A 19,143-nucleotide genomic window follows, 5' to 3' on the forward strand; every position below is an offset into this window, starting at 1 on the left:
TGGTGGCTTTTTCATGGCGACGCGAAGATACCATGTGAGGCACCTTCCAATCATCCGCCGAAGCAGTCAGGCGAGCTCGAGCCTTTCAGGCTCGCCCGCCTGCTTCGGACGGCGTGGAAATGGTACCAGTCCCCGCAGCGTAACATTTTCCCATCAAGGAAGGCGCATTTGTTCTACTGCGGGGACTGACCCAGAAAGGGGACACCGGTTGACCGCTTACCCCTTCCAGCGGCTTGCAAGGGGCTTCAGGCAGCAAAGCGAAAATGTTTGTGGGTTCGTGAAACACGGATTGACATCAGGTCATATCGAAGGATTCAACAACCTCATTGCAAGGATGATCCACAAGGCCTGCGGATACCGCGATCTGGACTATCTCGAGCTCAAACTTCGCCATCGTTCCGTCATGCATTGACGACGAAGAACCAAAAAATCGATGATCTTAATCAGATCGTGAACTACCTGCCTGCCTCCTGGGTAAGAGTATTTTTCTCAAAGCCCAGCTTGGGGGATCCCGTCCCGGAATCGAGACTGTGTCGGATTTCCGCAATGTCGAACATGCATACGAACATGCCCGGAGACCACTGGGTCGGCTGAGGGTGGTTGGTATGAATTGTTGAGCGCATGACTTGCTGAAGGTTCAAAACGGTGATTTGGAATCCAAAGAGTCGTCAATATAATATTTGTATTTTATTATACTTTTTCACACGGCGCTGTTTTCAGCGGCGCATCATACTTCTGATAGAAAAGTCACGCTCTCATCCTGCGGTAAGCTTGGAAAGTGCCAGACGGTGGACGCAAGAATCTGCTCTTGGTGGCGCGGTGTTCTTCGACGTTCCGGGAACTTCCCGCTTCGCGGGCGGGATAAATCCCGCGGTCCGTGAAGACCTCTGCCGATTCCGGGACGTTTTTCGGTCCCGTTTCCCGTGGTTGACCCCGTGGGGCCGCATTGGTAGCGTCCGCGCCCCGTCATGAGCGCTGCCCCGAATTACAAAGACACCCTGACTCTCCCGCAAACGACTTTCCCGATGCGTGGAGACCTGGTGCAGAACGAGCCCGCCCGCCTCGCGAAGTGGGAAAACGACGGGCTCTACGAGAAAATCCTCGCCCGCCGCCGCGCTCAAAATGCTCCGGAATTCATCCTCCACGACGGCCCGCCGTTCGCCAATGGCGACGTCCACATGGGCACCGCGCTGAACAAACTGCTCAAGGATCTCGTCGTTAAGTCGAAGACCATGGCCGGTTTCACCGCGCCATTTATCCCCGGTTGGGACTGCCACGGCCTGCCGATCGAGTTCAAGGTGGTCAAGGAGGCCGCCGGTCTGGAGCCTGCGGAAATCCGCCGCCGCTGCACGGATTTCGCGCTCAACTACATCGACATCCAGCGCGGTTCGTTCCGCCGGCTCGGGGTCTTCGGCGATTGGAACAGCCCGTATCTGACGATGAATCCCGGCTACGAGGCGAGCATCCTGCGGGTCTTCGCGAAGCTCGTGGAAAACGGCAATATCTACCAGGCCAAGAAGCCGGTGCAGTGGTCCTACGGCGCGCAAACCGCGCTCGCCGAAGCCGAAGTCGAATACGCCGACAAGGAAAGCCCGGCGATTTTCGTCAGGTTCCCGCTCGTTTCCGGCGAGCTCGCGGGCCAGGCCAGCATGGTCATCTGGACCACCACGCCATGGACGCTGCCGGCCAACCTCGGCATCGCCCTGCATCCGGAATTCACTTACGTCGTCGGGAAATTCATCAAGGACGACGTCGTCGAAACTTTCGTCATCGTCCGTGAACTCATCGGTGCTTTCACCGAAAAAACCGGCTACGCGCTCGCGGAAACGATTCGCGAAAGCAAGGGCAAGGAATTCGAGGGCTTCGAGGCCGGTCACCCGTTCCTCGACCGCACATCGAAGCTGATCCTCGCGAATTTCGTCACCACCGAGACCGGCACCGGCGCGGTCCACATCGCTCCCGGCCATGGATCGGACGACTACGTGGCGGGCCAGCAGAACGGCTTGGCGGTGCTTTCGCCCGTCGATAACGAAGGGAAATTCACCGATGAAGTCGGCCTTGCCGAACTCGTCGGTATGCACGTTTTCAAATCGAACGCCCGAATCATCGAGATCCTCGCCGAGAGCGGCCATTTGCTCGGCCAGGAAGTTTACAAGCATTCCTACCCGCATTGCTGGCGCTCGAAAACGCCGATCATCTTCCGCGCCGTCGAGCAGTTTTTCATCTCGCTCGAAACGCTGCGGGGCCAGGCGCTGACGGAGATCGACAAGGTCGAGTGGCTGCCCGCCTGGGGTCGCAACCGGATCTACGGCACCGTCGAATCCCGTCCCGATTGGTGCATCTCGCGCCAGCGGACCTGGGGCGTGCCGTTGCCGGTGTTCTTCGCGGAAAGTGGCGAGGTCATCATCTCGTCCGAGCTCGCGCTCAAGGTCGCCGAACTCGTCGAAAAGGAAGGCACCAACGTCTGGTTCGAAAAATCCGACGCCGAACTCGCCGCGCTGCTAGGCCTGCCCGCCGGCGTGAAGAAATGCCGCGACACGCTCGACGTCTGGATCGACTCCGGCTGCTCGCACGCCGCCGTGCTCGACGCGCATCCGCAGCTCCATTGCCCGGCCGATCTCTATCTGGAAGCCACCGACCAACACCGCGGCTGGTTCCAAAGCTCGCTCATGCTCAGCACCGGCTACCGCGGCCACGCGCCTTACAAGACGGTGATGACCCACGGCTTCGTGGTTGATAAGGACAAGAAAAAGCTCGCGAAATCCGACGCCGGGAAAGCCGGGAAACCGACCGACGCCGCGTATTTCTACAACCAATACGGCGCCGATATCGTCCGGCTGTGGGTGTCCTCCGTGGACTGGCAGAACGAAGTGCCGTTCGGCGAAGACCTCTTCAAACAAGTCGCCGAGCCTTATCGCCGCCTGCGCAACACGCTGCGGATTCTGTTGGGAAATCTCGATGGCTTCAAGGAGCGTGGGCATCTTGCCCACGAATACACCCTCCTGGACAAGTGGATCCTCGAGCGCCTCCACTCCGTCACCGCCGAGTGCCTCGCCGCTTACGAGGCTTACGAATTCCGCAAGGTCTTCAACGCGCTGAACAACTTCTGCACGCACGACCTCTCGGCGATCTACATCGATGCGACCAAGGACCGCATGTATTGCGACGCCGCGGATTCCCCGCGCCGCGCCGCGTCCCAGGCGGCGATGCACGAGATTTTCACCAGCATCGCCAAGCTGCTAGCACCGATCCTCGCCTTCACCGCCGACGAGGCGTGGGAGCACGCCGCTTTCACCAGCGGGACCATCCATGAGCAGGATTTCCCCGAGGCGAACCCGGCCTTCGCGCCCGGCGAGGCGACCAAGCAAGTGGCCCGCCTGTTCGAAATCAAATACGCCATCCAGACCGCCATCGAGGCCTGCATCCAGTGCAAGGAATTCACCCGCAACAACGAGGCGGACGTGAAGCTGACCATTCCCGCGAGCGACGCCGCCCTGTTGGAAATGCTCAACGACCGCGCCTTCGCCACCGAGTTCTTCATCATCGCAGGCCTGAGCGCTACGGTGGGCGGGGAGCTCGCCGCCACCGCCCGCAAGACGAACCTGCCGCTTTGCCCGCGCTGCCGCAAGCATGAGCCGCTGCTGGAAAGCGGGCTGTGTGAGCGCTGCGACGACGTTAGTAAATAGGTCCCATACGACCCATAGGACCTATCCATCCCATGACACTTCCCAAGCTCCTGCTCTTCCTCACCCTCCCGCTCTACGTGCTCGACCAGGTCACGAAGTTCTGGACGGTCGGCAGGTTTCCGCCGCCGTGGTCGGATGAGGCGTTTGATTTGCCCGTCATCTCCAATGTCTTCCATCTCGTCCGCGTCCACAACCAGGGCGTCGCGTTCGGTTTTGGAAACGGCACCGCCTGGGCGCCGGTCGTGTTCCTGTTGGTGCCGCTTCTCGCGCTGACGATGATCCGCGTCTTCTGGAAAAAAGGCGCTTTCAACCACCCGCTTTCCAAGGTCGCCGTCGCCCTGCTGCTCTGCGGAATTTTTGGAAATCTCACGGATCGTCTGGTCCAGGGGTTTCTGTTAGAAGAGTTCAAATCCGCCAGCCTGTGGCACCGCTTGTCGGAGGGTTACGTCGTCGATTTCATCGCCATCAAACTTCCTCTCTACGACAAGCTCGTCCCGTCGAGCGGCGGCTGGTGGCCGGCCTTCAACGTGGCGGACTCCTGCATCTGCGTCGCCGCGTTTCTGTTATTCATCGGCGGCGTCCGCGACGAGCAGCTCGCGAAGAAGAAGGCGCAAGCCTGAGCCAGAATGCGTCCCGGCTGTCTCAGCCGGGAGTGCTTTTCCAAAAACCTTCGCTTCGGATTTCCCGATCATCCGCGGCCGGCTACTAAATACACCGTAGTTTTCGGATTGACGCTACCACATGCAGGCCTAGGATTCGCGACGTTGCTTCTCACCTCTTTCCATGCGTTGCGTCCAATGTGGTTCTCTCAAAGACAAGGTCCTCGATTCCCGATCGGCGAAGGACGGGACCTCGATTCGTCGTCGCCGCGAGTGCCTGAAGTGCGGCTATCGCTACACGACTTACGAGCAGATCGAGCGCACCGAGCTGCGGGTGGTCAAGCGCGACGGAACCCGCGAGGCGCTCAACCGCGAGAAGCTGATGAGCGGGCTGATCAAAGCCTGCGAGAAGCGCCCGGTGCCGATGGACCGTCTGGACCGCGCGGTGGAGGAGATCCTAACCGACCTGCACAAGGACCACGTCAGCGAGGTGCCGTCCGCCATCATTGGCGGCAAGGTGATGGACAAGCTCCATCAGATCGATCCGGTCGCCTACGTCCGCTACGTTTCGGTTTACCGGCAGTTCGAGGACGTCAACGAGTTCATCCAGGAGATCCAGTCGCTCTCCCGCCGCGCCGCCCGCGATCCGTTCCAGCGGCGCTTGTTTAAGGAATGATTGATTTTTCACCCACCCCAAGCTGTTTCACCAATCCCTCACCCGCTTTCCTTACTTTACCAAGAAACATCCCAGTGATCTCCCTCATCGGCAATCGACCTGCCCTTCAAATCGGACGCTATCAAGTGATCGATTATGACACCGCGTGGCTGGATGTCGCCTTGGAGCGGGCGGCCTTGGCGGCGGATCACGAGGACTTCCCTTTCGTCGCCGACATCCGCAGCGGCATCGTGAAATACCTGGAGACGAAGTGCCCGCTCAAGCTGCTGAGTCTTGAAGACCTGTTCGAGCGGATGCGGAAAATGCTGGTGAAAATCGGTTGCGAGCGCATCGCCGAGAAGCTCGAGCCGCTCGCCCCGCCGGTCACCGTCTCGCTCGTCCGCGCGGCGATGGAGGCGGGAAACGGTTTCGAGCTGGCGTTTTTCGAGACCCTCCGCTTCGAGCTCGGCGACCTGCGCGCCGCCGGTGCCGAGGAAATCCACTTCATCGGCCTGCGCGAGAGCTCGATGGTCCTGCGCGGCTCGGCCAAGTGGAACAAGCACTGCGAGGCGCTCCTCGCTGAAATCCGCGCCTTCCTCAGCGCCTGGGACCGCGACCAGCTGAAAAGCGACCGCCAGCTGCGGCTTTGTCTGGAAGGCGAATATTGAGCCTGTCTTGGGATGATTGCGGCCGGCGTTTTTCAAGCCCGCCGCCAGCCAACGCGCCCGGGTTCAATTACTCCCCGGCACCAGGCCTGGAGCCTTGGCAGGACAAAGCGGCCCGTCGGCTCTCCCGGCTTGGGTGGAGGAAATCGTCAGCTGAAGCCCTCCCCCGAACTTCTGGATGTGGGCAAGCAGACCGTGGATAAAGACAAGCACGCCTGTCATTTCACAGGTTTCCTCGAGCCATACCAAAATCGAATAAGTGTAGTTCTCAGTTCCGTGGATTTGCACGTGACTGGCACCGGCCATTTCAACCCCGAGGGCGCCTCCCACGAATAAAATCCCCGCGATCAAAAAGACCCTGCGCGTCGCGGGCTCCAGCGCGATGAACCACCGGAGATAAATCACTGCCAGAAACATCACGAACATCATGCCGGGGATGACCCAGGGCCAATAGAGGATTCCCGTGGCGTGGCCATCGATGAGGTGGAGGACAGGCATGATCGACAGCTCGTGGAGCTTCGCGGACTCGTCCACCGCGAGATAAAGAAAGACCGCTGCCAAACCTTTCCAATGCCTTGCGAAGCGTTCGCTCCGTTGACTTGAAATCACGGAGACCCAGACGAGCAACACGGAGGCCATCAGCAATTGGAAACTCGAGTAGATCGTCGGCAGATTCGCCTCCTCCTGCAACGCGAACAGATTGATCAGACCCATCCCGCCGCTGATTCCCATTCTCGTCCTCGCCCACTCGGTGACGAGGTGGGCGGAAGTCATTACCAAGATGATGGCGGCTAAATTCCTGATCAGTCGGTGCCGGAAGATCGCTATCGACGCTTGCTTTGGATTCGGTGTCATTGGGGGTTGCCGAGGCGGGGGTGAGACGGCCCCATGAGAGTCCGAAAGACTCTTCGTCGCCGGGGGCGCGAGGGTTGGTCGCGAACAATCATCTCACAATAACGAATGGACGGCATTACGTGAACGCGTGGCCCGGCGGCTCGGATTTGAAATCCGCTCTCACCGGCCGATCGCGCCGTTGGCTGGAGCTTGCGGCCGGTTCGGCCTGTCTGCCAAGCGTGACGATTCCCTCCGGCGTGCCCCGCACTGAGAGGCTGGCGCGGACGATGGCGACGGACCCGCGCGGTCCCCGGGCTTGACCCGGACGATTTGCCGTGCATGTTCCGCCCCCGATGATTTCCGTCCAGTCTCTCCGCGTCGAATTCGGGCCCCGCGTCCTTTTCAACGACCTTTCCTTTTCCGTCCAGCCGCGCGAGCGCATCGCCTTCGCCGGTCACAACGGCGCGGGAAAATCCACGCTGATGAAGTGCGTGGCCGGCATCATCCCGGCAACTTCCGGCATGATCCACGCGCCCAAGGGCACGCGGATCGGCTACCTGCCGCAGGAGGGGATTCACGTCAAAGGCCGCACGCTGTGGCAGGAAACCGAGTCGGCCTTCGGCGAAACGATGGCGCTGAGCGAGAAAATCGACCGGCTTTCCAACGAGCTGGTGAAGCTTGACCCGCGCTCGTCGCCGTATGGCGATTTGCTGGAGGAAATCGGCGAGCTGGAACTGCTGCTCGACGCCACCGACCCGGCGCGGATGAAGCCGCGGATCGAGTCGGTGCTGAAAGGACTCGGTTTCCAACAGAAAGATTTCGTCCGCGACTGCTCGGAATTCTCCGGCGGCTGGCAGATGCGGATCGCCATGGCCAAGCTGTTCCTCCAGGAGCCGGAAGTGCTGCTGCTCGACGAGCCGACGAACCACTTGGACATCGGCACCCAGATCTGGGTCGAGCAATACCTCGTCAACTACCCCGGCGCGATCCTGCTCATTTCTCACGACCGCGCGCTGCTCGACACGCTCTGCACCCGCACCATCGCCTTCTCCCACGGCCGCGCCGAGGAGTATGCGGGGAATTTCTCCTACTTCGAGCGCGAGTCGGTCCTCCGCAAGGAAATCCGCCAGAAACAATACACCGCCCAGCAGCGCGAAATTGCCGAGACCCAGCGCTTCATCGACCGCTTCCGCGCCTCCGCCAACAAGGCGACGCTCGTCCAGTCGCGAATCAAGTTACTCGCCAAGGTCGAGCGCATCCCCGCTCCCGAGCAGGACGACGCGGTGATGAATTTCAAATTCCCGCCACCGCCGAACTCCGGCCACACGGTGGCCAAGCTCGACGGCGTGGCGAAAAGCTACGGCGCGCTCAACGTCTTCAGCGGCTTCGATTTCGAAATCAACAAGGGCGAGAAATTCGCCATCGTCGGCCCCAACGGCGCGGGCAAATCCACCTTCTGCCGGATGATCACCGCGCAGGAGGAACCGGACGCCGGCACCCACACCTTCGGCCACAAGGTCGCCACCTCGTTCTTCTCCCAGAACCACGCCGACGAGCTCGATCCGAATCTATCGGTCCTCGAAACCGTCGAGGCCGCCGCCTCCCGCGAGTCGATGCCGCACGCGCGGAACCTGCTCGGCTGCTTCCTGTTCCGCGGCGACGACGTCTTCAAGAAAATCGGAGTTCTATCCGGTGGCGAGCGCTCGCGCGTCGCCCTTGTCTGCATGCTGCTGCGCCCGGCGAATTTCCTCATCCTCGACGAGCCGACGAACCACCTCGACATGCAATCGCAGGACGTGCTCCAGCGCGCGCTCATCGACTACCCCGGCAGCGTGATGATCGTCTCCCACAACCGGACCTTCCTCGACGCGCTCGTCAGCAAGACCCTCGAATTCCGCCCCGGCGAGCAACCGGTGCTCTACGCCGGCAACATCACCTACTACCTGGAAAAGTCCGCCGAGGACGAGGCCGCGAAAAAAGGCATCGCCCCGCGCCTCGCCACCCTCGGCACCGCCGCTCCCGCCAACGGCTCGTCGCGCCAGTCCGTCCCCGGCGTCAACCGCAAGGAACAGCGCCGGATCGAAGCCGAGCAGCGCGAAATCCGCTCCAAAGTCCTCAAGCCGCTCGAAACCGAGTTCACCGCCCTCGAAGCCAAGATCGCCGAGCTCGAAGCCGCGCAAGCCACTCTCACCCAACAGCTTTCCAGCGAGGAAACGGGCAACAACCCCGGCAAACTCCGCGAGGTCACCAACGCCGTGGACAAGCTCGCGAAATCGCTCGAAGTCAGCTACACCCGCTGGGGCGCGCTCTCCGAGGAAATCGAGCGCCTCCGCACCAAGCACGGCATCGAAGCCTGAGAAAAACCTGTCCCGGCCGTCTCAGCCGGGATCGGAGGCTCCGGCTGGCAAGCTCGCCGCAGAGTCCATGCGGCCACGACCCAAAGGCCATCCGACCGCGATGCCCTCGCTTGTGCGATGTTCCCTCCATGGATGAAATCATCTTTAAAGTGCGTGAGGATGAGGTGGAAGGCGGCTTCGTCGCCACCGCCCTGGGTCATGCCATCGCCACCCAGAGCGATACTCTCGAAGAACTCCGGGAAATGGCGCGCGACGCCCTGCGTTGTCATTTTGGCGACGGATCGCCCGGCCCGCGGCCGAAGATCATCCGCCTCCACTTCGGCCGCGACGAGGCCTTGGTCGTATGAAAATCCCCCGCGACATCGGCGCGCCCGAACTCATCCGCGCCCTGCGGGTGCTCGGCTACGAGTCGGTGCGACAGGATGCCCATTAGCACCCATCCTATCCGGCGGCATCGATCCGAATCGCCCGACAGGATGTCGGGGCGAAACAGTCGATAAAATATCGACGCGCCTTATTTTTCAGACCGCCTCTAAGCGAGCTTGCTCCAGTTCCTGCTTGCCAGATTCACTTTGTATCCCAAAGCGAATCTGGCAAGCACAACCCGCCCCCAATGAAACGTCCCGTTCTCCACTGCCTTGTCCTCCTCATTGTTTCAAACCCGCTCCTCGCCGGATTAGAGCCCGGCGAGCAGATCAACCTCACCATCCGAGGTGTCGATCCGGCGGAACAGCAGAAGATTTCCGGAATCTATCGGGTCGGTGAAAGCGGCGGCGTGCGGCTTCCGATTCGGGATTGTGGCGGACGGGGAATTCCGGTTGCTTCGCTGCATGACGAAATCCCCGCGCCGTTTGATTTTAACCGCTGCCGCCACGGCGGCATCACTCCACGCCGCCCAACCATGAAACTCCTGCTCATCGGCCACGGCTACCTCGGCCAGGCGATCACCCGCGAATTCCGCGAGCACGGCTGGGAAGTCACCACCACCTCGCTTTCCGGAAATGACGGCACGCTTGCCTGCGACATCGGCAACCCGGATGACGTGGCAAAGCTCCCGCCCGCCGATTTCATCGTCCACTGCGCCGCCTCCGGCCGCGGCGGGGCGGAAGCCTATCAGCATGTCTATGTCGATGGCTGCCGGAACCTGGTGGAGAAATTTCCCGGCACGCCCTTGCTTTTCACCTCCAGCACCTCGGTTTACGCGCAGACCGACGGCTCGGTCGTCACCGAGGAAAGCCCCGCCATCCCGGACCGCGAAACCGGCGGCCTTTTGCTGGAAGCCGAGCGCGTCACCCTCGCCGCGGGCGGCGTTGTCGCGCGGCTGGCGGGAATTTACGGCCCCGGCCGCAGCGTGATTTTGAAAAAGTTCCTCAGCGGCGAGGCGGTCATCGAGGAAGACGGCCGACGCTTCCTCAACCAGATCCACCGCGACGACGCGGCGCGCGCCATCTATCACCTCGCCGCCAGCCGAGCCACCGGCGTCTTCAACGTCAGCGACTCCACGCCGCTCACCCAGCTCGGCTGTTATGAGAGACTGGGCGGAATTTTCTCCCGCCCGCTGCCGCCATCCGGCCCGCGCGATCTCAACCGCAAACGCGGCTGGACGCACAAACAGGTGTCCAACGCGAAACTCCGCGCCACCGGCTGGCAGCCGCGTTTTCCGTCGTTCATCGACGCCGCGGAGTCCGTCGCGGCAACCATCATCAGCCCGCCTCAGAACCCATAAGCCAGGCCGACGCCGGCGTGGAAAAAATCCCTCAGCAGCGCGTCTTCGGAGTATCGCGCCACGTCACGGTTGACCGCGAAGTTGTAGCTCGCATGGACAGTCACGGAGATCGCATCCGTCAAGAAATACGTTCCGCCGAGCCTGAGCTCGACATGGTTCGCGCCATCGTGCCCATCGGCGACGAAACCCTGATTCATTCCGAAAACGATGGCCGGCGTGAGCTTCAGGCTGGCAGAAAGATCGAACTCCCGACTCAATGACGTCTCGATGAACGCTCCCTCGGCGTCAAAAGAGTAATAGGCATCCACGCCCAGCGCGACCTCGCCGGGGAACCCGGACCAGGAGCCTCCAGCGCCGATTTCATGATCGTGGCCCCCATCCTGCAGGAAACGGAGGTGGGTGTAGGCGACATACCATTCCAGATCCTTCCAGTCCCAACTCAAGGCGGTGGAAAGCTGCAGTTGAGGATGGCGGATGGTGAGCGGAAGTGCGGGCGGGAAAGGGCCCGCAGGGAAACCCGGTGTTCAAGATTGAGGCAATGGGGCGAGCCATCTCCGTGCGTGGCAGCCGATATTTCGCGGCGGGGAAGTTCAAGAGGGTGATTTCGATCTGGCGAAATCCATCCCCTCAGAAGCAATCCCACGCACTCGCAACCCGCTCAGGATGAGTGTTTTCCGCCTCAATCTTGAACACCGTTGCATGGGAGCCTTGCAGCACGGGCATTGGAGCGGATCAAAGTGCGACGGTCATAGACACGCCGCTACATCGGATGAGATCGCGCCAGAGGGGACGCATGGATTTTGCGGATTGTTTCGGTGGGGCGGGAGGTGGTCGATGACGGCAAAGGCACAGGCCTTTGGTCATCGGGGTTGACGAGCAGGGCGCGGACGCCTTTCAGGGGCGGAATCCCGCGCACGCGGCTTTCACCGCGGCCATGTGGGCGGCCACGCGCTGGCCCAGAGCGGCGTGGCTGGGGGTCTCGAAAGTAAAGGAGACGGGACAGCCCGCTTTCGCCAGATAGATCGCTTCCGGCCAGCCTTCCGGCAGGTCGGGCTCGGCGGGGTGATAGATCCAGCCGGCCTCGCGCGGCTCGTGTCCGTCGATCTCCGGTCCGGCCTCCGGCGGGAACCACGGACTGACCGCCTCGAGGATCAGCCGGGCGCGCTCCGGATCATCGTCTCCCAGATTGATTTCATAAAAGTAGAAGCCCGTGCTCTCCCAATCCTCATGCAGGGAAATGAACAGGTCCGGCGCGGGCCGGGCGTCGAGCCAGAGCGCGTGGGCGACAACTTCCAGCGTGGCGCGCTGCCAGTAGTCGCGGTTCAGGTCCACCCCGCCGGCGTTTTCGCGGGTGACGGCGGCGAGGCCGGAGGGATTGAGCGCGGGACAGAGCGACCAATGGACGGCCGGGTCGAAAAATCCCTCGCGCATCAATTCCAGCAGCGCGAGCGGACCGGCGGGCTCGTCGCCATGAATCCCGGCCGAGAGATAGACGCGCGGCCCGCCGGCGGGGCGCTCCCAGGCAATGAGCGGTCCGCTCTCCAGATCCGCGAGCAGCGTCGGCGAGAAGCCTGCCGCATCCGCCGCCTCGCGGAACGCGGTCTGGTAATGCTGCCAATCGAACACCTCGCTCATCGCCGGAACCATGCGGACCTCGAACCTATTTGAAAAGCTCTGTGAAGAACGCCCGCGATGTCGGCTCCGGACCGTGCCAGCTCGAGCGCGCCGGTGCCGCCGAAACAATAACCGATCGCCGCGATTTTCTTCGCATCCGTGCGCTCGTCCGCCTTGAGCAAATCGAGCGCGGCGGTGAGTCGCGCCCGATAGAGGGTGCGGTCGCCCTTGTATTTCCCGGCCTCCTTGCTGATAGATGACGGGTTTCTCGACCAGCGCCGCCTGGACAGCGGTGACGAGGGAGGCTGCGAGGGCGAGCGCATTTAGAAATCTCATGACCCGGAGCTATTGCCCGGAATTTGTTCCCGTCAAATTTCTAAATAACCGGTGCTCAGCGCTCGATGCCGCAGCGGAGCACGAACCACGCCGGGTTCAAGTGGCCGAGGGGTTCCCGCAGTTGGTCGATTTCAGCCGCGGGTCCGTGAAACTCGAGGCGAGTGAGATCGGCCACCGTGAGCATTTCCGCGAGGATTTCGCCGATATTTTCGAGATGAATCAGCACCCCGGCGGCACCTGCGTAGCCTTCCCGGCAGAACACGGCGTCATCGAAGACGGTGAATTCGTAGAAACAACACGCTGGTTCGCCGCGGGTTTTGGCGACGAATTTTTCCATCACGATGTTGACCTGGCCGGCCTTTTCCGGGTGGGCTTTGAAATACGGATGAATCGTAACGAGGTTGGCGGGCAGGTTCATAAAGTGGGTGGGGATTTTAAATTATTCCGCGTCGAAGACGACGCGGAAGCCGAGGTCGGGGCGGCGCAGCGAGCGGTCGGCGGTCCACTCGCGGGTGAGCGCGTTGCTGCCGGGTTTCAGATAGGAGCCGCCGATGACGACCCAGAGTTTCTCGCCGAGCGGGTTGGCCGGGTTGGGCGCGGGCCTCGCCGTCCACTCGCAGACCGAGCCCGCCATGCCGAGGAGTCCGGCGGGGGTGCGGTCGAGGGTTTGGGAAGTGACGGGAGCCCACGGGCCGGGCGGGATCGCGGCGGGCTTTTTCACCTCCAGATTGAGCGCGGCGAACCATTCTTCCTGGGTGGGAAGGCGGGCTTTCTTCCACTCGGCATAAGCGGCGGCGTCCCACCAATCGACCCCGGTGACGGGGCAATCGAGGGTCACCGGCTGGTCCCGCCAGATTCCGTTAGCCCTGGCGGCGGCGAAGAGGGCGGGCCAGTCGGCCGGTTCGTGGGAGGTTTTCCCGGGTGCCTGACTGTCGGGATCGAAGGTGTGCTCGCGACCGTCCTTGGCGAGCGTGCCGAGGATTTCGAGAAACCCGGCGTATTGGCGGATGGTGACCTCGGTGGCGGAAATGCGGAAGGCGCGGTGACTCTCCGCGCTGCCATCCGGCGTGGGAGAATCACCCGCAGCGACGGCGACGGCGTCCGGCAAGCCGACGCGGGGCGGCGCTGGCGGCGCTGGCGGAGCCGGCGGCCTCATCCGGCTGGCAAAAACGACAATGGCGACTGCCACCACCGCGGTCCCCAGCGCGATCAGCGCGACGGGTTGCTTTTTTCTGGCAGAAAAGCCCGCGCGGGTGGCGGTCAGCGTCGACGCGGGATCGGCGAGCTGGTGCTCGATCTGCATGCAGTAATCGCGCACCTGATCCCAGGTGAGCGGGGCTTCGAGGCCCTCGCCGCGCATCCAGGCGCACACGGTGAGCATGCGGGTGGCGCCGGGCTGGCCGGCGGCGACGAGAGGGACGAGGGCGTTCCCGAGATGGACGATGTCCCGCAAGGATTGGTCCGGCGCGCGAGGTCCGGCGACGGCGAGATTTTCCAAACGGACGACGCCGTGCTCATTTTGATAGACCGCGCCGAGGCCTAATGGAGAAGTCGCCTGACCGAGGGCTTCATGCTGGAGATGGGCCTCGGCGACCCGGCGCAGCAGATGGGCGAGACGGGCGGGGGCCAGCCGCTGCTTGGTCTTTGCCCGCATCGCGAGGGTGACGCCGGGCAGGAGTTCGTGGGCGTAATAGAAGGGTCCGGGCCCGGCGACGGCTTCGTAAACGGAACCTATCAGAGGATGGTCGACCGCGGCCTTGGCGCGGACATCTGCCAGAAACGCGTCCTTCCGACCGGACTGCTCCGCCCGCAGCTCATCGACCAGGACGAGGCGGGAAACCGAAGTCTGTTCGGCGAGCCATGTCCTGGAGACGGTGTTTTCCGCGACCAGTTCCTTGAGCCGGTATTCGCCTAGCAGGCGGTTTTCAGGGGCGTCATTCATCGGGTTTTGGAGAGCTCACTTGATCGGAAGAGGCGGCAGCAGCGGCAGGTTCGGGTCGAAGTCCGGCGGCAGCGAGTCTTGGAATTCCGGCAGCAGCGGGTCGCCGGAGGTCGGGGCGGGCGAGCGCGGGATTTTCGCCGCGAGGTCGCGCGGCCAGGCCTGCACGTCGAGGACCTCGCCTTTATAAAGCAGGGAAACGACCTGGCCGTAATAGCTGCGGCCGCCGAAGAGATGCTCGGTTTGGCCGTCCTGGGGCGGAATCAGGTAGGTCATCCGCAGGCTTTCCTCGTCGCCATTCCAGTCGAAGGGCAACGTCACCCACTGCTCGGTGACCCAGGATTTGTCCTCGAGCTGGACGATCGCGCCTTTGGAAGTGCGGTTGAAAAAGGTGACCGAAACCGCGATTTCCGCGACGTCGATTTGCTCGCCCGGAGCCTTCTGCACCGGGATCGTTAGAACCACGCGCTCGCCGGCGGCGTTTCTCGAGTCCTTGAAAATCCGGACCCGGCTCAGCGAGAGCTTGCCGAGCATCGCGTCCGGCTGCTCGAAGCCGTCACGCAGCTTGCCGGCGGCCAGCGCGTAAAGCGAGCCGGCGCCCGAGACGCCCATTTGGAAAACCTTCTCGAAGTGCGCGGCGGCGGTGTCGAACACGCCCATCTGCTCGTGGACGAGGCCGAGCTCGTAATGCACGCTAGGATCTTCCGGGGATTGGGAAAGGGCTTCTTCGAGTTTCACGATGGCGAGCCCCATGTCGCCGGCGACGCGCGCCTGGCGGGCTTCACGGACCATCCGCTCTGACCGCGGATCGCCGACTTGCGGCACTGCGACGGGCGTCGGTGGCGGCAGCGAAATTGGCGGCGGCCCGACTGGCGGATGGGAGACGACCGGCGATGACGATGACCCGGCCCCGGCGGCGGGAATCCGCACGGCGATCAATTTCGGCACTTCCTTGATCACGGTGCGAACCTCGCGCGACTCCTCGAATCGCGTCGCCAGCGCCAAGCCCGCGACTAACAACTGCGAGAACGCCATCAGCGCGAGCACCCAGCAGGAAATCGCGAAAACCGGCGGGCGTCCCGCAAGCGGCGAGTTGGGTTTCTCGGATACCATGCGCGGGAAGATGTTGTGCCGGTATCCCCTTGTCAATCCGGCGGGCGGAAGCAAGGGGGCGGCGGTGGCTTATGGGAAAATGACCTCCTGACCGGCGGCCGGGCCGTGGCCGAAACTATCGCCGATGTCCTTGCTGGTGACGAAGAGCATCAGCGAAATGAGGGCGAGGGCGCAGAGGGTCTGGAGGATTTCCAAAGGCCTCGCCTTGACCGGGCGGCCGAAGATTTTCTCCAAAATGGCGAGCGTGATGTGGCCGCCGTCGAGGACGGGAAACGGCATCATGTTGAGGACCGCGAGGTTGACGTTGAAGAGCACCATGAAGGCGAGGATGCGCCGCCAGCCGTCGTCCATTTGCAGGAGCTGGAACTGGAGCTTGCCGATGCCGACCGGGCCGCTGAGGTGGCCGACGCCGATGCTGGAATCCGGCGCGGCCACGCTGACGATGGTGGTCCACATCATCCGCAGGCTGTCGCCGACTTGCTTGAACGGGCCGGGATGGACGATGCCTTGGTTCTGATAGGGCGCGCCGTAGAAGCCGAGCCCGAGCATCGGGCCCTTGCCCGCCGGTGACAGCGGGACGACGGGAGTGGCGGTGCGCTTGAGGATTTCCCCACCGCGCTTGACCTCGATTTCGATGGGGTTCGCGCCGGTTTCCTTGACGAAGGCGACGGCGGATTGGTCGTCGGCGAAGGTGCGGCCGTTCATGGAGATGAGGATGTCGCCCTCCTTGAAGCCGGCTTTGTCGGCGGGGCTGCCCTTGACGATGGAGCCGAACTCGATGTGGTCGATTTCCGGACCGATGCCGACCTGGCGCAAACCGCCGCGCTGGAACCACTTGGTTTTGCGGGTCTCAAACTCGGACACGAGCTTGAGCGGAGCCGCCGCGCCCGCGCGCTCGACGGTGAACTCGATCTGTTTGCCTTTGGAGAGGATGATGTTCTCGGTGATGCTGTCGAGCGAACCGGCGAATCCGTCCACGGGGTTGCCGTTGATTTGGATGATTTTGTCGCCCGGAAGAATGCCGGCTTTGGCCGCCGGGCTGCCTTCCATGACCTCGCCGACGATCTGGCTGGGGATGAAATCCTTCGGTTTGCCCACGCCGTAAACGACCAGGGCGGAGAGCAGGGCGAGCAGCATCGAGAACAACGGCCCGGCGAAGGCGACGATGATTTTGTCCAGCGGCGTGATCGGCGGCAGGGGCTTGTCATCCTTGCTGCCGCCTTCGAGCGCCTCCATCGGCGCCATTTGCGGCAGCGCGACGAAACCACCAGCCGGAATCCAGCCGAGCCCGTATTGGACGCCGTTGATTTCCTTTTTCCAAATCGGCGTGCCGAACCAGATCTGGAAGCGGTCGATCCGCAAACCGCGCCACTTGGCGGCGAGGAAGTGGCCGAGCTCGTGGACGAAAATGATGACGTTGAAACTCATCACCACGGCGAAGATGAGCAGGATCACTTGGAAAACGGCGGGAATGGCGGACATGAGTAAGGAAAGAACTTCGGAAAGCTAGCGATGCCGGACCTTCCGGCAAGTGGATTAAATTTTCCAAAAAAACCGTCCGCCCTTGCTTGTCCTCACGTCCCTCGCACCACGATCTTCTCCGCCTTGAGCCAGCGTTTCAGGACGGCGGGATTGGCGGTGAGATTTCCGAGCATCCGCCACTTCGAGCGCTGGAGCACGCCCGCTTCCGTGCGGCCTTCATCGACCACGCACCACGGCCGCGAGCCGGAGGAGTGGATGAAACGAAAACCACCGCCGCCGACGACGACGAACGCGACATGGCTGTCGAGCCCGATCACATAGACACCGGGCTCGCGCGTCTCGACCTGCGAGGCGAAGGCCTGGTATTCCTTGCCGACGCTGAGGTCGCAGGACTCCTTCGGTAAAAACGAGCGCAGGATGTTTTCCGACGGCTGCTGCGCGAGCTGATAGCGGTCCACCTGGAATCCGGCGTCTTTCAGGACCGTGGCCACGAAATACCCGCAGGCGATTTTCCCCGCGCCGGGACCTTTCGCGGTGCCGTTGAAATCCCACGGCGTGCCGAGCCAGCAACGCATCATCGCGGGCAAGGCCTGTTCCAAAACGGCCCGCGCGTCGCCCTCCACCGCCGTCCGCGCGGCATCGGTTTTCGACTGGGCGTGGCGTTTCGAGAGTTCCTTGCGCCAGCGTTCGAGGTCTTTTGTCAGGACGGCGTAGGTCTTGGGGTCGGGTCGGATCTTCTGCGGTAAGCCATGTTTCGCGCCACCGCTCGCCGCCTGCCACAGCTCCGCCAAAGGAGCCCGGAACCACCAGCCCGCACCACCGGCCAAGGCCAAAATTGGAATGAGCATCAGCCAGCGTTTTCGCATGTCCGGAGGCTAAAACGGTTGCAGGTTCGCCACAAGCCCCGGAAACTCGCCGCATGCTCAAGCAACAACGCGCCGACCACGTCCGGCGCCGGCTCCAGGAACTCTATCCGGAAACCCCGATTCCGCTCGATCACAAGGACGCCTATACCTTGCTGGTCGCCGTCCTGCTGTCCGCCCAATGCACTGACGTCCGCGTCAACCAGGTCACGCCCGCGCTGTTCAAACTCGCCGACAACCCGCGCGACATGATGCGCGTGCCGGTCGCGGACATCCAGGCGATCATCCGCCCGTGCGGCCTCTCGCCGAAGAAAGCCGCCGCCATTTCCGAGCTCTCCAGAATCCTCGTCGAGCAACACGGCGGCGAGGTTCCCGCGGATTTCGCCGCGCTCGAAGCCCTGCCCGGCGTCGGCCACAAGACCGCTTCGGTGGTGATGGCGCAGGCCTTCGGCGTGCCGGCCTTCCCGGTGGACACCCACATCCACCGCCTCGCCACCCGCTGGAAACTCACCTCCGGCAAAAACGTCGTCCAGACCGAGCGCGACCTGAAAAAACTCTTCCCGCGCAACTCGTGGAACAAGCTCCACCTGCAAATCATCTTCTTCGGCCGCGAGCATTGTTCCGCCCGCAACTGCGACGGGAAAAGCTGCCTGCTGTGCCGCGAGCTTTTCGCCAAAGGCTGAGTCTCAGGCACTCACGTCCTGCTCCAAAAACCCCTTGGCAAGGGGGGAAGTCCGCTTACCGTTTTACGATTCCTCCTTAAGGTTTTCGTACTTCAATCCGCGCCGCATCCCATGAAAACTCCTTCTCTAGCAATCCGGGCGTTCGCCGCCGTGCTTTTTTTCGCCGCTCTTCAGGCTCCGCGTCTCGTCGCCGCGACGACGAGTTCCATCAGCCAATACGGGATCACCTGGACCTTCAGCCAGCCGGTCACTTACGGGCAGTTCATCAACGGCGACTACTGGGTCGTCGGTCCGGTCACGGTCGCCAGCGTCTCCCCCGCGCCGTCGGTGGCGCCGCCGGACGAGGTCAACGACCTCGGCACTAACCAATGGGGCGACACCGGCTTGCAGAGCAACACCACCCGCCGCAACGGCTCGATGGTCGTGATGACGCCGGGCAGCAGCCAGGGTTACGATTCGCGCGGGGTCACCTACAACGCCGCCACCTCGATTTCCTTTCCCTACGCCCTCGCGGTCAACCGCTCGCTGATCTCCTCGAAAAGCCGGCTGACGATTCCCAGCCAGCAAATGCACCACGCGATCATGTGGACC

Annotated in this window: 19 protein-coding genes and 1 pseudogene; 11 read left to right on the forward strand and 9 right to left on the reverse strand. The window is 62.6% G+C overall.

The window, feature by feature from the left end; all coding sequences use genetic code 11:
- From AC4DF4_RS13335 to AC4DF4_RS13360, 6 genes are all read left to right on the forward strand, one after another.
- On the forward strand, window positions 1–189 hold a 189-nt coding region (locus AC4DF4_RS13335), incomplete at its 5' end, for a hypothetical protein (RefSeq protein WP_490048620.1).
- Between the two features lie 19 nt (window positions 190–208).
- Window positions 209–412 (forward strand): transposase, encoded by a 204-nt coding sequence (locus AC4DF4_RS13340; protein ID WP_490048619.1) that lies wholly within the window; start codon window positions 209–211, stop codon window positions 410–412.
- A 556-nt stretch (window positions 413–968) separates the two neighbouring features.
- Entirely contained in the window at window positions 969–3,686 is a 2,718-nt protein-coding gene (ileS, locus tag AC4DF4_RS13345; protein ID WP_490048602.1) for an isoleucine--tRNA ligase, read from the forward strand.
- A 32-nt stretch (window positions 3,687–3,718) separates the two neighbouring features.
- A complete protein-coding gene (locus AC4DF4_RS13350; RefSeq protein ID WP_490048603.1) occupies window positions 3,719–4,306 on the forward strand; it encodes a signal peptidase II in 588 nt (195 codons plus the stop codon).
- Window positions 4,307–4,469: 163 nt separating this feature from the next.
- Window positions 4,470–4,961 carry a transcriptional regulator NrdR gene (nrdR, locus tag AC4DF4_RS13355; RefSeq protein ID WP_490048604.1) on the forward strand — a complete coding sequence of 164 codons (492 nt, stop codon included), beginning with the start codon at window positions 4,470–4,472 and terminating at the stop codon, window positions 4,959–4,961.
- A 74-nt stretch (window positions 4,962–5,035) separates the two neighbouring features.
- Window positions 5,036–5,608 carry a hypothetical protein gene (locus AC4DF4_RS13360; protein ID WP_490048605.1) on the forward strand — a complete coding sequence of 191 codons (573 nt, stop codon included), beginning with the start codon at window positions 5,036–5,038 and terminating at the stop codon, window positions 5,606–5,608.
- A gap of 63 nt (window positions 5,609–5,671) precedes the next feature.
- Here the strand turns inward: AC4DF4_RS13360 and AC4DF4_RS13365 are convergent, their stop codons facing one another.
- Entirely contained in the window at window positions 5,672–6,379 is a 708-nt protein-coding gene (locus tag AC4DF4_RS13365) for a DUF8692 domain-containing protein (RefSeq protein WP_490048606.1), read from the reverse strand.
- A gap of 413 nt (window positions 6,380–6,792) precedes the next feature.
- Here AC4DF4_RS13365 and AC4DF4_RS13370 point away from each other — a divergent pair, with 413 nt between their 5' ends.
- From AC4DF4_RS13370 to AC4DF4_RS13380, 3 genes are all read left to right on the forward strand, one after another.
- Entirely contained in the window at window positions 6,793–8,796 is a 2,004-nt protein-coding gene (locus tag AC4DF4_RS13370) for an ATP-binding cassette domain-containing protein (protein WP_490048607.1), read from the forward strand.
- A 128-nt stretch (window positions 8,797–8,924) separates the two neighbouring features.
- Window positions 8,925–9,143: a type II toxin-antitoxin system HicB family antitoxin gene (locus AC4DF4_RS13375; RefSeq protein ID WP_490048608.1), complete on the forward strand. Its 219-nt coding sequence runs from the start codon at window positions 8,925–8,927 to the stop codon at window positions 9,141–9,143.
- Between the two features lie 266 nt (window positions 9,144–9,409).
- Complete coding sequence (locus AC4DF4_RS13380; protein ID WP_490048609.1) at window positions 9,410–10,522, forward strand: NAD-dependent epimerase/dehydratase family protein; 1,113 nt, start codon at window positions 9,410–9,412, stop codon at window positions 10,520–10,522.
- Here the strand turns inward: AC4DF4_RS13380 and AC4DF4_RS13385 are convergent.
- The 8 genes from AC4DF4_RS13385 to AC4DF4_RS13420 all read right to left on the reverse strand — a co-directional run bounded on the left by AC4DF4_RS13385 (window position 10,510) and on the right by AC4DF4_RS13420 (window position 17,872).
- Window positions 10,510–10,965, reverse strand: coding sequence for a hypothetical protein (locus AC4DF4_RS13385; RefSeq protein WP_490048610.1), 456 nt, complete (start codon window positions 10,963–10,965; stop codon window positions 10,510–10,512). The genes AC4DF4_RS13380 and AC4DF4_RS13385 overlap by 13 nt on opposite strands.
- Before the next feature lie 451 nt (window positions 10,966–11,416).
- Window positions 11,417–12,169, reverse strand: coding sequence for a M14 family metallopeptidase (locus AC4DF4_RS13390; protein WP_490048611.1), 753 nt, complete (start codon window positions 12,167–12,169; stop codon window positions 11,417–11,419).
- Window positions 12,154–12,459 (reverse strand): dienelactone hydrolase family protein, encoded by a 306-nt coding sequence (locus tag AC4DF4_RS13395; RefSeq protein WP_490048612.1) that lies wholly within the window; start codon window positions 12,457–12,459, stop codon window positions 12,154–12,156. The genes AC4DF4_RS13390 and AC4DF4_RS13395 overlap by 16 nt, the downstream gene beginning before the upstream one ends.
- A gap of 68 nt (window positions 12,460–12,527) precedes the next feature.
- Entirely contained in the window at window positions 12,528–12,890 is a 363-nt protein-coding gene (locus AC4DF4_RS13400) for a hypothetical protein (RefSeq protein WP_490048613.1), read from the reverse strand.
- Between the two features lie 21 nt (window positions 12,891–12,911).
- A complete protein-coding gene (locus tag AC4DF4_RS13405; protein ID WP_490048614.1) occupies window positions 12,912–14,414 on the reverse strand; it encodes a formylglycine-generating enzyme family protein in 1,503 nt (500 codons plus the stop codon).
- 15 nt (window positions 14,415–14,429) lie between these two features.
- Window positions 14,430–15,524, reverse strand: coding sequence for a tetratricopeptide repeat protein (locus tag AC4DF4_RS13410; protein ID WP_490048615.1), 1,095 nt, complete (start codon window positions 15,522–15,524; stop codon window positions 14,430–14,432).
- A 69-nt stretch (window positions 15,525–15,593) separates the two neighbouring features.
- Window positions 15,594–17,006, reverse strand: a complete 1,413-nt coding sequence (gene rseP, locus AC4DF4_RS13415; RefSeq protein WP_490048616.1) for an RIP metalloprotease RseP — start codon at window positions 17,004–17,006, stop codon at window positions 15,594–15,596.
- 92 nt (window positions 17,007–17,098) lie between these two features.
- On the reverse strand, window positions 17,099–17,872 hold the full coding sequence (locus tag AC4DF4_RS13420; RefSeq protein ID WP_490048617.1) for a hypothetical protein: 774 nt from the start codon (window positions 17,870–17,872) through the stop codon (window positions 17,099–17,101).
- A 53-nt stretch (window positions 17,873–17,925) separates the two neighbouring features.
- Here AC4DF4_RS13420 and nth point away from each other — a divergent pair, with 53 nt between their 5' ends.
- Both nth and AC4DF4_RS13430 read left to right on the forward strand, forming a co-directional pair.
- Window positions 17,926–18,552, forward strand: coding sequence for an endonuclease III (gene nth, locus AC4DF4_RS13425; RefSeq protein ID WP_490048618.1), 627 nt, complete (start codon window positions 17,926–17,928; stop codon window positions 18,550–18,552).
- 111 nt (window positions 18,553–18,663) lie between these two features.
- Window positions 18,664–19,143: pseudogene (locus tag AC4DF4_RS13430) on the forward strand (hypothetical protein); the annotation flags it as partial.

The organism is Luteolibacter sp. (assembly GCF_058122085.1).

Excerpts from the sequence above, each read along its gene's own strand:
- ileS (WP_490048602.1), top strand. The coding sequence starts at position 969 with ATGAGCGCTGCCCCGAATTACAAAGACACCCTGACTCTCCCGCAAACG.
- AC4DF4_RS13350 (WP_490048603.1), top strand. The coding sequence starts at position 3,719 with ATGACACTTCCCAAGCTCCTGCTCTTCCTCACCCTCCCGCTCTACGTG.
- nrdR (WP_490048604.1), top strand. The coding sequence starts at position 4,470 with ATGCGTTGCGTCCAATGTGGTTCTCTCAAAGACAAGGTCCTCGATTCC.
- AC4DF4_RS13365 (WP_490048606.1), bottom strand. The coding sequence starts at position 6,379 with ATGACTTCCGCCCACCTCGTCACCGAGTGGGCGAGGACGAGAATGGGA.
- AC4DF4_RS13370 (WP_490048607.1), top strand. The coding sequence starts at position 6,793 with ATGATTTCCGTCCAGTCTCTCCGCGTCGAATTCGGGCCCCGCGTCCTT.
- AC4DF4_RS13375 (WP_490048608.1), top strand. The coding sequence starts at position 8,925 with ATGGATGAAATCATCTTTAAAGTGCGTGAGGATGAGGTGGAAGGCGGC.
- AC4DF4_RS13380 (WP_490048609.1), top strand. The coding sequence starts at position 9,410 with ATGAAACGTCCCGTTCTCCACTGCCTTGTCCTCCTCATTGTTTCAAAC.
- AC4DF4_RS13390 (WP_490048611.1), bottom strand. The coding sequence starts at position 12,169 with ATGGTTCCGGCGATGAGCGAGGTGTTCGATTGGCAGCATTACCAGACC.
- AC4DF4_RS13395 (WP_490048612.1), bottom strand. The coding sequence starts at position 12,459 with ATGCGCTCGCCCTCGCAGCCTCCCTCGTCACCGCTGTCCAGGCGGCGC.
- AC4DF4_RS13400 (WP_490048613.1), bottom strand. The coding sequence starts at position 12,890 with ATGAACCTGCCCGCCAACCTCGTTACGATTCATCCGTATTTCAAAGCC.
- AC4DF4_RS13405 (WP_490048614.1), bottom strand. The coding sequence starts at position 14,414 with ATGAATGACGCCCCTGAAAACCGCCTGCTAGGCGAATACCGGCTCAAG.
- AC4DF4_RS13410 (WP_490048615.1), bottom strand. The coding sequence starts at position 15,524 with ATGGTATCCGAGAAACCCAACTCGCCGCTTGCGGGACGCCCGCCGGTT.
- rseP (WP_490048616.1), bottom strand. The coding sequence starts at position 17,006 with ATGTCCGCCATTCCCGCCGTTTTCCAAGTGATCCTGCTCATCTTCGCC.
- AC4DF4_RS13420 (WP_490048617.1), bottom strand. The coding sequence starts at position 17,872 with ATGCGAAAACGCTGGCTGATGCTCATTCCAATTTTGGCCTTGGCCGGT.
- nth (WP_490048618.1), top strand. The coding sequence starts at position 17,926 with ATGCTCAAGCAACAACGCGCCGACCACGTCCGGCGCCGGCTCCAGGAA.